This window comes from Citrobacter youngae, assembly GCF_003818115.1.
GTDB classification, from domain to species: domain Bacteria; phylum Pseudomonadota; class Gammaproteobacteria; order Enterobacterales; family Enterobacteriaceae; genus Citrobacter; species Citrobacter youngae.
The window spans coordinates 59,793-73,206 of sequence record NZ_RPOI01000005.1; the positions used below are offsets into that span (position 1 = coordinate 59,793).

A 13,414-nucleotide genomic window follows, 5' to 3' on the forward strand; every position below is an offset into this window, starting at 1 on the left:
TTACTCGTCTTCGTCGTGAGCGGGTTGTTCTTTAACAATGCGAACTAAATCCACACGATAGTCATTGGCTTCGACAATCGTAATGCTCAGCGGTGCAACCTCAATAACATCACCTACACGCGGGATGTGACCGTTAGCCGCAATCACCAGCCCTGCTACGGTGGCGATGTCTTCGTCCTCATCCACCAGCGTATCCACGTCCAGCGCCTGTTGCAGCGCGTGCAGATCGGTTCCCCCTTTCACCAACCAGCCACCGGCGTCAGCAATGATTTCAGGGGTTTCGTCGGCGTCCGGGAATTCACCTGCGATCGCTTCTAATACGTCCAGCGGTGTTACCAGCCCCTGCACCACACCAAATTCGTTAGTGACGATGACAAAGCTACCGCGGGCACGACGCAGCACGCCTAGCAGATTAATCGGGTCGAGCGTTTCCGGGACGACAATTGCCGGCGAGGCAGACGCAATCGCTGCAACATCCACACCGTCTTCCAGCGCCACCAGCAGCTCTTTAGCACGCACGATACCGATAATTTCATCAAGTTCACCGCGACACACCGGGAACAGGCTGTGTGGAGAAGAAAGCAACTGTTCACGAATTTCCGCTACGCTCAGATCGGCGTCGACCCAACTAATTTCACCACGAGGTGTCATGATGCCGCGTAATGAACGGGATGCCAGTGAGAGAACACCGTTGATCATATAGCGTTCTTCTTCCACAAACGCGCCTTCCGGGACCGGAACAGGAACCGGATTGTCGGATTCCATCTGCACGCTGGCCTGACGTTTACCCCCCATCAGACGCAAGATTGCATCCGCAGTCCGCGCACGCAGCGGCAGAGTCGACTGGTGGCGAATAAAGTTACGACGGGCAATCTGGTTAAACAGTTCGATGATAATTGAAAAGCCAATCGCCGCATACAGATAGCCTTTCGGAATGTGGAAGCCAAACCCTTCGGCAACCAGGCTCAAACCGATCATCAGCAGGAAGCTCAGACACAGCACCACCACCGTCGGATGTTGGTTCACAAATCGCGTCAGCGGCTTCGATGCCAGCAGCATCACCGCCATCGCAATAACCACCGCCGCCATCATCACCGGCAGATGGTTGACCATACCGACTGCAGTAATGACCGCATCCAGTGAGAACACCGCATCGAGGATAACAATCTGCGTCACCACGACCCAGAAGCTCGCATAGCCTTTTGACTGCCCGGTATCATGTTCACGGTTTTCCAGCCGCTCATGCAGCTCTGTCGTAGCCTTGAACAAGAGGAAGATACCCCCCAGCAGCATAATCAGATCTCGCCCGGAAAACGCGTAGTCCATGACCGTAAACAGCGGTTTTGTCAGCGTCACCATCCACGAAATCACGGACAACAAGCCCAGACGCATAATCAGCGCCAGTGACAAACCAATGAGGCGCGCTTTATCTCGCTGTTTCGGTGGCAGCTTATCGGCAAGAATTGCAATGAAGACCAGGTTATCGATACCCAGAACAATTTCGAGAACAACAAGCGTGAGCAAACCCACCCAAATCTGCGGGTCCATTAAGAGTTCCATGACAAGCTCCTGCTTAAGGAATGATCAAACTGCGCCCTGAACATCTCAGGCGTTAAAGCAATATGCAGATAAAGTTTGTGGCAAAAAGTGCCAAACTGACAGGCTTGATACGGCCTAAAGGTGAAATGACGTCGGTGACGATCCATATGGTGGGCTACTGCCCTATACTCCTGAGTAATTAAACAGATGCTAAACATAACAGAGACAACCGGTTTTTAGCAAAGATTTACCTTCCTTTGCAATAAGTTGTTTCGGAGATATTTCACCCTTCGAAATTTCTTCTGATCGGAAGTTAAATTACGGATCTTCATCACATAAAATATTTTTTCGATATCTAAAATAATTCACGAAAATCATAGGTTTTTCTTTGTAACCCTTATCTGAATCGATTCGATTGCGGACGAGCGATTCAAAATGCATCTTCACGTTGATGTGTTAACGATAATAAAGGAGGTAGCAAGTGACCATTGCTATTGTAATAGGCACACATGGTTGGGCTGCAGAGCAGTTACTTAAAACAGCAGAGATGTTGTTAGGCGAGCAGGAAAACGTCGGCTGGATCGATTTCGTTCCAGGCGAAAATGCCGAAACGCTGATTGAAAAGTATAACGCTCAGTTGGCAAAACTGGATACCAGTAAAGGCGTGCTGTTTCTCGTTGACACATGGGGAGGCAGCCCGTTTAACGCTGCGAGCCGCATTGTTGTCGATAAAGAGCATTATGAAGTTATCGCAGGCGTGAACATTCCCATGCTGGTAGAAACCTTCATGGCGCGTGACGACAACCCCAGCTTCGATGAATTAGTCGCACTGGCCGTTGAAACCGGTAGCGAAGGCGTAAAAGCGCTGAAAGCTAAACCTGTTGAAAAAGCCGCACCTGCCCCCGTCGCAGCACCTAAGGCAGCGGCACCCGCGAAACCGATGGGCCCGAACGACTATATGCAGATCGGCCTCGCACGTATCGATGACCGTTTAATCCATGGTCAGGTGGCAACTCGCTGGACCAAAGAAACAAACGTAACGCGCATTATCGTCGTCAGTGATGAAGTTGCTGCTGATACCGTGCGTAAGACGTTGCTGACTCAGGTCGCACCGCCAGGCGTTACCGCACATGTGGTTGATGTCGCGAAAATGATCCGCGTCTATAACAACCCGAAATACGCCGGTGAGCGTGTAATGCTGCTGTTCACCAACCCGACCGATGTAGAACGCATCGTTGAAGGTGGCGTAAAAATTACCTCTGTTAACATTGGCGGCATGGCATTCCGCCAGGGGAAAACGCAGGTAAACAACGCGATTTCGGTGGATGAAAAAGACATCGAAGCCTTCAAGAAACTCAACGAACGCGGTATTGAGCTCGAAGCCCGTAAGGTTTCTACCGATCAGAAACTGAAAATGATGGATTTGATTGCCAAGGCGAAATAACCACCTGGCATTTACTTAGTTTTCACACTTAAGTCTGTATAGCAATAGGAGAAGTACAATGGAGATTACCACTCTTCAGATTGTGCTGGTGTTCATCGTCGCATGTATCGCGGGTATGGAGTCGGTACTCGATGAATTTCAGTTCCACCGTCCATTGGTGGCCTGTACGCTGATTGGTGCCGTTCTCGGGGATATGAAAACCGGTATTATCATCGGTGGTACCCTGGAAATGATCGCTCTGGGCTGGATGAACATCGGTGCTGCGGTTGCGCCTGATGCTGCACTGGCTTCCATTATCTCTACCGTTCTGGTTATTGCGGGTCACCAAAGTATCGGTGCAGGTATCGCGCTGGCGATACCACTGGCAGCAGCAGGCCAGGTTCTGACCATTATCGTTCGTACCATCACCGTAGCATTCCAGCACGCGGCGGATAAGGCGGCCGAAAACGGCAACCTGACGGCGCTCTCCTGGCTGCACGTTTCCTCCCTGTTCCTGCAGGCTATGCGTATCGCTATCCCGGCGGTAATCGTAGCGATTTCTGTTGGTACCAGTGAAGTTCAGAGCATGCTTAATGCCATTCCGGAAGTCGTGACCGGCGGCCTGAACATCGCAGGCGGTATGATCGTGGTGGTTGGTTATGCGATGGTCATCAACATGATGCGCGCAGGCTACCTGATGCCATTCTTCTACCTCGGTTTCGTCACCGCGGCATTTACTAACTTCAACCTGGTTGCTCTGGGTGTGATTGGCGCAGTAATGGCGATCCTCTACATTCAGCTGAGCCCGAAATATAACCGCGTAGCCGGTGCGCCTGCTGCGGCGGCTGGCAATAACGATCTCGATAACGAACTGGACTAGCAGGTGAGCGAAATGGTTGATATGACTAAAACTACCACCGAGAAAAAACTCACTCCGAGTGACATTCGTGGCGTGTTCATTCGTTCTAACCTGTTTCAGGGTTCATGGAACTTCGAACGTATGCAGGCGCTGGGCTTCTGTTTCTCCATGGTACCGGCTATTCGCCGCTTGTATCCGGAAAACAACGACGCCCGTAAGCAAGCTATCAAGCGTCACCTGGAATTCTTTAACACCCATCCCTATGTAGCGGCACCGGTTCTGGGCGTTACACTGGCAATGGAAGAACAGCGTGCGAATGGCGCAGAGATTGACGATGGTGCTATCAACGGTATCAAAGTTGGTCTGATGGGACCGCTGGCAGGCGTGGGCGACCCGATTTTCTGGGGTACCGTACGCCCGGTATTCGCCGCGCTGGGTGCAGGTATCGCGATGAGCGGTAGCCTGCTTGGGCCACTGCTGTTCTTTATCCTGTTCAACCTGGTACGTCTGGCAACCCGTTACTACGGCGTGGCATACGGCTACCGTAAAGGCGTAGATATCGTTAAAGATATGGGCGGCGGCTTCCTGCAGAAACTGACTGAGGGAGCGTCAATCCTCGGCCTGTTTGTCATGGGTGCCTTGGTTAACAAGTGGACGCACGTGAATATCCCACTGGTGGTCTCCACCATCACCGGTCAGGATGGCCAAACGCGCGTGACCACTGTGCAGACAATCCTTGATCAGCTGATGCCGGGCCTGGTTCCTCTGCTACTGACCTTCGCCTGTATGTGGCTTCTGCGTAAGAAAGTGAACCCACTGTGGATCATCGTTGGCTTTTTCGTCATCGGTATCGCGGGCTACGCTGTCGGCCTGCTCGGCCTGTAAGACTGTTGTACATCACCGGGGGCTTGCCCCCGGTTTTTCTATTTAGAGGGTTGAGGATTCATGACTATCACGGACCTGGTGCTGGTTCTATTTATCTTTTCGCTGCTGGCGTATGCCATTTACGATCAGTTCATCATGCCCCGCCGTAATGGCCCCACTCTACTTACTGTTGCCCTGCTTCCACGCAGTCGAGTCGACAGCGTTATCTTCATCGGTTTGATTGTTATTCTGATCTACAACAACATCACCAGCCACGGCGCGCAATTTACCACATGGTTATTATGTGCACTGGTGTTAATGGGGTTGTATCTGTTCTGGATCCGTACGCCTAAAATTATTTTCAAACAAAAAGGTTTTTTCTTCGCCAATGTCTGGATTGAATATGACCGGATTAAAGAGATGAATTTATCAGAAGACGGTGTGCTGGTGATGCAATTAGCGCAAAGACGATTGCTTATTCGCGTACGAAATATAGACGACCTGGAGAAGATATATAAACTTCTCATTTCAAACCAATAAGTTACAAATATAGCCTGAACTATGTTTTTTATATCTCAGTGAAAAACAAACATAGCTAAGGCTATATTTCTCCGCCCATATGTTATTTAATTTAACGTTTTATCTATAAATAAATCTAAATGAAAATTATTTTCATTTAGAAGTCAAATAATATTTCTGCGTTTCTTGTTTTATATTCCAAAAATATGTTAAGGTTGCGCCCGTCGTTGGGGAGTAGCCGATTTCCAGACTCCGGAAATGTACGTGTCAACATACTCGTTGAAAAACGTGGCACGTACGGACTGAACATCACGTTTAGTCAGGCGAGACCATAGGCACATCAACTGCAATGCATATTTGAATGGCTCTGTATAGACAATGGGTCCGCTCATTGTGCATGGTTACTGGGGGCAGTGATGTGTTTTATGGAATACCCCGGTCAGGACGCTGTTATGAATATCACCGCAACTGTTCTTCTCGCTTTCGGCATGTCGATGGATGCTTTCGCAGCATCAATTGGCAAAGGCGCCACCTTACATAAACCTAAATTCTCTGAAGCTCTGCGTACCGGCCTTATCTTTGGCGCAGTCGAGACCCTTACGCCACTGATTGGCTGGGGAATGGGGATGCTTGCCAGCAAATTCGTGCTGGAGTGGAACCACTGGATCGCCTTCATTTTGCTGATCTTTTTAGGCGGCCGAATGATAATCGAAGGCTTTCGTGACAACGATGATGAAGATGAAGAGCCGCAGCGCCGCCACGGTTTCTGGCTGCTGGTCACCACTGCCATTGCGACCAGTCTCGACGCGATGGCCGTCGGGGTGGGTCTGGCCTTCCTGCAGGTCAACATTATTGCCACTGCGCTGGCCATTGGCTGCGCCACGTTAATTATGTCCACGCTTGGCATGATGATCGGTCGTTTTATTGGCCCGATGTTGGGCAAGCGAGCTGAAATTCTGGGTGGGGTAGTCCTGATTGGTATCGGCGCCCAGATCCTCTGGGCACACTTCCACGGTTAATTCAGACGCTGCCAGATATGAATACTAAAGTCAGTCTGGCAGTCAAACTTCGTTTTCCCCGCTAACGTTTCCCACACTTCCGGCTTTGCCCGCCAGGCGAACGGCGTCATTTGCAATAACGCAATGGCCTCGCTGCCCTTAAGCTGCATCTGATACCCCAGCGCAATACTCTGTTGCAGAACAAAACCGTCCAGTTGCTCTGTGTGTGGCGCATGTAAACGCACCTCATCATAAATCAGCCCTTTAAGTTCCATTAAATGACGCGGACCCGGCGTGGCGGTGATTACCCATCCACCCGGTTTCACCACGCGGGCCAACTCTTCGGCTTTGCAAGGCGCGTAGATCCTGATAATGGCGTCCATTGACGCATCGGCAAACGGCAGACGATGGCTGGAGGCAACGCAAAAGGTCACCTGCGAATAACGTCGGGCCGCGGCCTTAATCGCCACTTTAGAAACATCAAGCCCAAAGGTTGTACTGCCCGCCAGCACATCGGCAAACGCGTGAGTGTAGTACCCTTCCCCACAGCCGATATCCAGGATCGTCGCATCGTCTGAAATCAGCATCTGCTTGAGCGTATCCACAATCGCATCGCGTAGCGGCTGATAGTGACCAGCATCAAGAAATTCCCGGCGCGCCTGCATCATTTCCGCACTGTCACCCGGATCGCGCGACCGCTTATGCTGAACCGGCATCAGGTTAACATATCCCTCTTTCGCCACGTCAAACTGGTGTCGCTCCGGGCAGACAAAACTGTTATTCGCTTGAGTAAGAGGCTGGTGGCAAAGAGGACAGGAAAACGACATGACAACTCCGGCAGGTGGCTTAAGGGCGCAAGTGTAACGCGAATTGCGCCCAGGGAAAATAACTTACAGCGACGGCGAGGATACGCTGCTGCCGTGCATCACCAGCAGATGATCGGAGTCAGCAGGCATGCCGTCCGGTTTGACGTTTTCCAGACGCAGGACATCGCCCATAATCTGGCTGAAGACCGGCGCGGAGACGGCTCCCCCATAGTAAGCACCGTTTTGCGGGTTATTAATCACCACGACCAGCGCGAATTTTGGATCGCTCGCTGGCGCAACCCCTGCCGTATAAGCCACGTATTTATCGACATATTTACCATCATCACCAATTTTCTTTGCCGTCCCGGTTTTCACCGCAACACGGTAATCCCTCACCGCAGCCTTGGTCCCACCGCCGCCGGGTAGCGCGACGCTTTCCATCATATGTTCAACCTGATGCACCAACGCCTCCGGCATCACCCGCGTACCTATCACTGGCGGATCGATACGCGTAATAGAAAGGGGGCGGTAAATACCAAAACTGCCGATGGTGGCATAGACATGCGCCAACTGGAGCGGCGTCACCATTAACCCGTAACCGAATGCAAAGGTCGCCCGGTCCAGATCGCTCCAGTAACGTCGCTGAGGCATTAAACCGCTACTTTCTCCGGTTAGCCCCAGCCCGGTTGGGTCGCCAAAACCAAAGCGTTTATAGGTATCCAGCAGTTTCTGTACCGGCATTGCCAGCGAAAGGTGCGACACACCGGTATCGCTTGATTTCTGCAAAATACCGGTAAGCGATAGCTCCGGGTAAAATCCGACATCTCGGATGCGATGTCCATCGAGATTAAAAGGATGGGTATCAATGACGCTATCAGGCTGCACAATCCCTTGCTGCAGAGCAGTCATGATCACCAGCGGTTTAACGGTTGAACCGGGTTCAAAGGTGTCGCTAATTGCACGGTTGCGAAAATCATCCAGCACCGCGCCATCACGGTTATTGGGATTGAAGTCGGGAAAGCTTGCCATCGACAGGATTTCGCCGGTGGCAATATTGACCAGCACCGCGGCTCCAGATTCCGCTTTATTCCATGTTACGGCATTATCCAGCGCATCTTCAGTCACCGTCTGCAAGCGCTCATCAATACTGAGCTGCAATTCGTGCGCGGGGACCGGCATCACTTCCGTGATATTTTCAATCACATGCCCGAACTTGTCTTTGCGCACAAGGCGAGAGCCGGGTTTACCCATCAACTGGCTGTTGAAACTTTTCTCCAGGCCTTCAATACCTTGTCCATCAATGTTCGTAAAGCCGATAAGATTTGCCGCCACATGACCTGCGGGATAGAAACGGCGGGATTCTTCGCGCAGATTAATCCCCGGGAGATTAAGATCATCGACCCACTGCGCCTGCTGAGGAGAGATCTGGCGCGCCAGATAAATAAAGCGGCCAGCTGGATTGCTGTTAACACGTTCAGCCAGCGTGCTGAGTGAAATATGCAGGGTCTTCGCCAATGCCTGCCAGCGTTCGTTATAGCCAACGCCACCTTTGCTGACAATCGTCTTCGGATCGGCCCAAACTGCATTCACCGGCACGCTTACTGCGAGAGGACGTCCTTCTCTGTCGGTAATCATCCCACGCGGTGAGGCGATTGTGACTTCACGTAACGAACGCATATCCTCCTGCTTGACCAGGCTCGTTGGGGTGACAATTTGTAACCACGCAACCCGACCAAGCAACAATCCCAGACTCAACAGTATTGCCACACAAAGCAGGGCAAAACGTACGGGAGTAAAATTGCGCGCATCGCCGTCGTTTTTCTTTTTCACCGGGGCTCCAGCAAGATAGTTTTTCAGGTGACTGATTTAACGGGAATTGCCGGGAGAAAGCGGGAAAAACAATGCTACGAACATCGCGCCTTTGCAACAAAGCGCTAATGGAGAGGCATTCAGAAATATTTTGACGTAATTTGAATTAAAAAGCCCCGCATAAGCGAGGCTTTATATCTGAATTGGTTGCGCCTGAGCGCTTCAAATCAGTGGTATCGATCAGATAGCTGTTACGTTAACAGCAGCCGGACCTTTCTGGCCGTCCTGAATTTCGAACTCAACGTTCTGGCCTTCAGCCAGAGTTTTGAAGCCGTTACCCTGGATAGCGGAGAAGTGTACGAACACATCTTTGCTGCCATCAGCCGGGGTAATGAAACCAAAACCTTTAGACTCGTTGAACCACTTAACTTGACCTTTAATCTTTGCCATTTGCAAAATTCCTTAGAGTATTTTCTTCGCCCGCAGGCATAACATAGATAAAACTGAGACATTACTGCTTGAGGCACTAATATAAGGTTCGGCAGAGAAGCGGTATTCAACGTCAACGTGTTTACTCAGGACTTCTTTACTGAAAATGCCACACATAAACAGAACTGTACCTCGTTTAACCCAAACCGTGTTATCACATACAACGTTAATAATGGCAAGCCATTTTTAAACGTGTCTCGATCGGTCGCACAAATCCCGCAGTTCATCAAACAACAACTGCACAGTTATGCGCCAGGCCGAGTAGAGATATATCCTCGCCTCTCTCCCCTTGCCCCGGCTGGCCTGCGCCGTAGCATGGACTTTCTACCATAGCTCATCAGGTTCAACTGTTCCAGATTATCTGTCACAGCCTCTGCCAGATATCATTTTTTATGCTTAGTAATGCATAAAATATCACAAGCGTAAAAATGAGATCGGCATTCTGGTTTTGCACCAAAATAATGAAAGAATGATGACAATGCACAAAAAAAGTAAGAGAAACGTTTCGCTGATAATAAAACGATCGGTATCACAAAAATGACACAATCATATTATTAATCTATGGATAATTATATTTATGTCAAACCAGAGATAAGATATTAATTGGTCAGAGCATCTGGAAAAATGCAGGTTCCACGTGTGTCGGCGCAGTAATTGCCGGATTGTTGCAGAAGAAAATAATCTGATATCGTTGACGACAGGATGAAGCATCTGAGAATAGCATCTACAGACTCTCACCCTGTCTTTCTGTTTACTACCGTTCGGCTACCAGACGAATGATGTCATCATCTTCATCCTGAGTTTGCACCGCGGTAGGCTCTTCTGCTTTTTCCGGTTCGTTAGCTTCACAAAGACGACGGAGCAATGCGTTCTGTCGTTTTTGCTGATCCAACAACGCCTCAAGCAGTTCAATCTGCTCGTTAGTACGCGAACTTGCCCGATTGATGAAAAACCACAATACAAGCCCGATTACCAGAACCACCACCGATACCACTAAAGACGCAAAACTCAACGCGCCAGAATTCAAAACTTCGTTCATTTCACCACCTCAATGTAGACAGCGTAGTTTACCATTGCCGCACAAGAAGGTAATCAACTGTTACTGAAATGCGCTTACCAGGGAATAAATTTATTGATGGCGCAAATTCCGCTGAAAAATTGTACGTCCTGATCGCACATGATGTTGAACACCTGCGCCCACATCAGTATGCATACCAGCACGACAACTATCAGGACCACCCATCGAATTTTTTTCACTCCAACTCCACTCTCCGAATCTACAGCCTATGTTGATAAATTATCATGAGTTACCTAAACCCTAAGTTAACTGTAACGGCATTAAATGTTTTTAGGAATGATTCACTTGTTTCATCCCATGTACAGGCTAATCTAATAATAACGAGAAAAGATAAGAGGTTGTAATGCGTTTGATTATCCGCGCTATTGTGTTGCTCGCTCTGGTTTGGATCGGTTTATTACTGAGTGGCTACGGCGTTTTGATAGGAAGTAAGGAGACTGCGGCAGGTCTGGGCCTGCAATGTCAATATCTGACCGCCCGCGGGACCAGCACCGCGCAATACGTCCATACCAACAGCGGCATCATTGGCCTGTCAGATTGCCCCCTGTTGAGGAAAAGCACCGTCGTTATCGATAATGGTTAATATAGCAGCAAAAAAATCAGTACGTTATTCGCTCCGGCGACGACGGCAGATCGTAAAAAACCCGATACGCCGTATCGGGTTTTCTGTGTATCGCAACACGTCAAAATTAGAACGGGTAATCGTTATAACCCATTTGCTCTGAAATCTTACGCGCTGCGGTGTGCAGCATTTCGACATATTCGTGCAAACGTTCTTCAGAAAAACGCAGCGTCGGGAATGAGATGCTCAGACCCGCAATGACCACGCCGAAACGATCAAACACCGGTACCCCGATACAGCGCAGTCCTTCTTCCTGCTCTTCGTTGTCTTCGCCATAGCCCTGCTCACGGACTTTATCGAGTAATACCAGCAATTCATCAGTGTTAGTGATTGTCCGATCTGTACTGCGTTTGTACTCAATACCATCCAGAATTTGCTTCACTTCATCGCGGTCGCGCCATGCCAGCAGCACTTTACCAATGGCGGTGCTGTACAGCGGATTACGACGACCCACGCGGGAATACATGCGCAAATTGTACATCGAGTCGATTTTATGGATGTAGACAATGCTGTCTTCATCCAGCGCACCGAGGTGTACTGTTTCCTTGGTCAGACGTGAAAGTTCGCGCATCTGGATGTCAGCGCTACGGATCAGATCAACGTTCTGTAATGCACGCGCACCCAGTTCAAATAATTTCAGGGTCAGGGAATACTTCTCAGACTCGCCTTCTTGTGCCACATAGCCCAGCGTTTTCATGGTCTGCAAAAAGCGATAAACGGTGCTTTTTGACATCATGACGCGTTGTGACAATTCGGTAATACCAATTTCGCGCTCTTCACCCAGCGCCTGCAGGATGCCAAAAACCTTCAGCACGGAAGATACAGAATCGGGTTGTTTATCCAGATCTGCGATAGCCATTTACCACCTCATTGCGAGTGTTTTATAAAAATCAGAACCGGTTTTTATTATAATTTCACGTACCTGCCGTCGCAATCTGTCTTTGCTCACTTAGTTACAAATCTGCGACCTAACGCCTGAATATCAATGCTAAAATTATTATTCTCATCATATTTTCCGACAAAATTGACTTCCTATGGAAAAAATTCAGGCCGATGGCCTGCCATTGCCCCAGCGATACGGTGCAATTTTAACCATTGTTATTGGCATCTCTATGGCAGTACTGGACGGCGCAATTGCTAACGTTGCCCTGCCGACGATTGCCACCGATCTTCAGGCCTCCGCGGCCAGTTCAATCTGGGTCGTTAACGCCTACCAAATTGCGATTGTCGTATCACTCCTGTCTCTCTCATTTCTGGGTGATATGTTTGGCTACCGACGCATATACAAGTGCGGACTGGTGGTATTTCTGCTCGCATCACTTTTCTGTGCCCTCTCCGATTCGCTTCACATGCTAACACTGGCGCGTGTGGCTCAGGGTTTCGGCGGAGCGGCATTGATGAGCGTGAATACAGCACTCATTCGCCTGATTTATCCGCAGCGTCAGCTTGGACGAGGCATGGGAATCAACTCCTTTATCGTGGCGGTTTCCTCAGCAGCAGGCCCGACGATTGCGGCAGCGATCCTGTCAATTGCCTCGTGGAAATGGTTGTTTCTGATTAACGTGCCACTGGGTATTATCGCATTGCTGCTGGCCATGCGCTTCCTGCCACCTAATACACCGCGTAGCAACAAGCCACGTTTTGATCTTCTCAGCGCGATGATGAATGCGTTAACGTTTGGCTTGCTAATCATCGCACTTAGCGGTTTTGCACAAGGACAATCGCTTAAGTTAATTGGTGCCGAGCTCGTAGGGCTCATCGTGGTCGGTTTCTTCTTTATCCGCCGTCAGCTCGCGCTACCGGTACCATTATTACCGGTTGACCTGCTGCGCATTCCGCTGTTTTCACTCTCGATTTGCACGTCAATCTGTTCATTTAGCGCGCAAATGCTGGCGATGGTTTCCCTGCCCTTCTTTCTACAAACGGTGCTCGGTCGTAACGAAGTAGAAACGGGCCTGCTATTGACCCCATGGCCGCTGGCAACCATGGTGATGGCGCCACTGGCCGGGTATCTTATCGAACGCGTCCACGCGGGGTTATTGGGTGCGCTGGGTATGACCGTGATGGCAAGCGGGTTGTTTTCGCTGGTGCTGCTGCCCGCTTCGCCCTCCGATTATAATATCATCTGGCCGATGATATTGTGCGGCGCAGGCTTTGGTCTATTCCAGTCACCGAATAACCACACCATTATCACCTCTGCGCCGCGTGAGCGCAGCGGCGGGGCGAGCGGTATGCTGGGAACGGCGCGCCTGTTAGGGCAAAGTACCGGCGCAGCGCTGGTGGCATTGATGCTCAATCAGTTTGGCGATAACGGAACACATATATCTCTGATAACTGCGGGTATACTGGCAACGGTTGCTGCCATAGTGAGCGGCCTGCGTATCACGCAGCCGCGTGCATAAACGCCA

General features: G+C 50.1%; 16 protein-coding genes and 1 riboswitch. Of the genes, 7 read left to right on the top strand and 9 right to left on the bottom strand.

The annotated features are described in order from the left end of the window. The gene (gene yoaE / locus EHN13_RS04205; protein WP_048211405.1) at positions 1-1,560 is read right to left on the bottom strand and encodes a CNNM family cation transport protein YoaE; all 1,560 of its coding nucleotides are present in this window, start codon (positions 1,558-1,560) and stop codon (positions 1-3) included. After that, positions 1,548-1,757, bottom strand: a complete 210-nt coding sequence (locus EHN13_RS24520) for a protein YoaL (protein ID WP_071887353.1) — start codon at positions 1,755-1,757, stop codon at positions 1,548-1,550. The genes yoaE and EHN13_RS24520 overlap by 13 nt, the downstream gene beginning before the upstream one ends. Before the next feature lie 263 nt (positions 1,758-2,020). Here EHN13_RS24520 and manX point away from each other — a divergent pair, with 263 nt between their 5' ends. The 5 genes from manX (at position 2,021) to mntP (ending at position 6,223) form a co-directional block, all read left to right on the top strand. Continuing rightward, the gene (gene manX / locus EHN13_RS04210) at positions 2,021-2,983 is read left to right on the top strand and encodes a PTS mannose transporter subunit IIAB (protein ID WP_005122176.1); all 963 of its coding nucleotides are present in this window, start codon (positions 2,021-2,023) and stop codon (positions 2,981-2,983) included. A gap of 58 nt (positions 2,984-3,041) precedes the next feature. Then, positions 3,042-3,842 carry a PTS mannose/fructose/sorbose transporter subunit IIC gene (locus EHN13_RS04215; RefSeq protein WP_003021004.1) on the top strand — a complete coding sequence of 267 codons (801 nt, stop codon included), beginning with the start codon at positions 3,042-3,044 and terminating at the stop codon, positions 3,840-3,842. 12 nt (positions 3,843-3,854) lie between these two features. Further along, positions 3,855-4,706, top strand: a complete 852-nt coding sequence (locus EHN13_RS04220; RefSeq protein WP_003833769.1) for a PTS mannose transporter subunit IID — start codon at positions 3,855-3,857, stop codon at positions 4,704-4,706. Between the two features lie 60 nt (positions 4,707-4,766). Then, positions 4,767-5,225: a DUF986 family protein gene (locus EHN13_RS04225; RefSeq protein ID WP_124020945.1), complete on the top strand. Its 459-nt coding sequence runs from the start codon at positions 4,767-4,769 to the stop codon at positions 5,223-5,225. Between the two features lie 196 nt (positions 5,226-5,421). Further along, positions 5,422-5,525, top strand: a riboswitch (yybP-ykoY riboswitch). Positions 5,526-5,656: 131 nt separating this feature from the next. Next, complete coding sequence (gene mntP, locus EHN13_RS04230) at positions 5,657-6,223, top strand: manganese efflux pump MntP (RefSeq protein ID WP_115602405.1); 567 nt, start codon at positions 5,657-5,659, stop codon at positions 6,221-6,223. On the opposite strand, the gene rlmA is transcribed toward mntP, so the two are convergent. The 6 genes from rlmA to mgrB all read right to left on the bottom strand — a co-directional run bounded on the left by rlmA (position 6,220) and on the right by mgrB (position 10,563). Beyond that, positions 6,220-7,029: a 23S rRNA (guanine(745)-N(1))-methyltransferase gene (gene rlmA, locus EHN13_RS04235; RefSeq protein WP_124020946.1), complete on the bottom strand. Its 810-nt coding sequence runs from the start codon at positions 7,027-7,029 to the stop codon at positions 6,220-6,222. The two genes, mntP and rlmA, sit on opposite strands and share 4 nt — an antisense overlap. A gap of 63 nt (positions 7,030-7,092) precedes the next feature. Further along, complete coding sequence (ftsI, locus tag EHN13_RS04240) at positions 7,093-8,838, bottom strand: peptidoglycan glycosyltransferase FtsI (protein ID WP_101742622.1); 1,746 nt, start codon at positions 8,836-8,838, stop codon at positions 7,093-7,095. A 219-nt stretch (positions 8,839-9,057) separates the two neighbouring features. Beyond that, complete coding sequence (gene cspE, locus EHN13_RS04245; RefSeq protein WP_001062678.1) at positions 9,058-9,267, bottom strand: transcription antiterminator/RNA stability regulator CspE; 210 nt, start codon at positions 9,265-9,267, stop codon at positions 9,058-9,060. A 12-nt stretch (positions 9,268-9,279) separates the two neighbouring features. Further along, positions 9,280-9,423: a DUF2627 domain-containing protein gene (locus EHN13_RS04250; RefSeq protein ID WP_003034983.1), complete on the bottom strand. Its 144-nt coding sequence runs from the start codon at positions 9,421-9,423 to the stop codon at positions 9,280-9,282. Between the two features lie 637 nt (positions 9,424-10,060). Further along, entirely contained in the window at positions 10,061-10,345 is a 285-nt protein-coding gene (locus EHN13_RS04255; protein ID WP_101742621.1) for a YebO family protein, read from the bottom strand. A 74-nt stretch (positions 10,346-10,419) separates the two neighbouring features. Then, on the bottom strand, positions 10,420-10,563 hold the full coding sequence (mgrB, locus tag EHN13_RS04260; RefSeq protein WP_003034977.1) for a PhoP/PhoQ regulatory lipoprotein MgrB: 144 nt from the start codon (positions 10,561-10,563) through the stop codon (positions 10,420-10,422). A gap of 164 nt (positions 10,564-10,727) precedes the next feature. On the opposite strand from mgrB, the gene EHN13_RS04265 reads away from it, so the two are divergent. Then, the gene (locus EHN13_RS04265) at positions 10,728-10,967 is read left to right on the top strand and encodes a YobH family protein (protein ID WP_061068061.1); all 240 of its coding nucleotides are present in this window, start codon (positions 10,728-10,730) and stop codon (positions 10,965-10,967) included. A gap of 106 nt (positions 10,968-11,073) precedes the next feature. Here the strand turns inward: EHN13_RS04265 and kdgR are convergent, their stop codons facing one another. Then, positions 11,074-11,865, bottom strand: a complete 792-nt coding sequence (kdgR, locus tag EHN13_RS04270) for a DNA-binding transcriptional regulator KdgR (RefSeq protein ID WP_005120190.1) — start codon at positions 11,863-11,865, stop codon at positions 11,074-11,076. A gap of 175 nt (positions 11,866-12,040) precedes the next feature. Between kdgR and EHN13_RS04275 the strand changes: the two genes are divergently transcribed. Further along, positions 12,041-13,408 carry an MFS transporter gene (locus tag EHN13_RS04275; protein ID WP_124020947.1) on the top strand — a complete coding sequence of 456 codons (1,368 nt, stop codon included), beginning with the start codon at positions 12,041-12,043 and terminating at the stop codon, positions 13,406-13,408. The last annotated feature ends 6 nt before the right edge of the window (positions 13,409-13,414 follow it).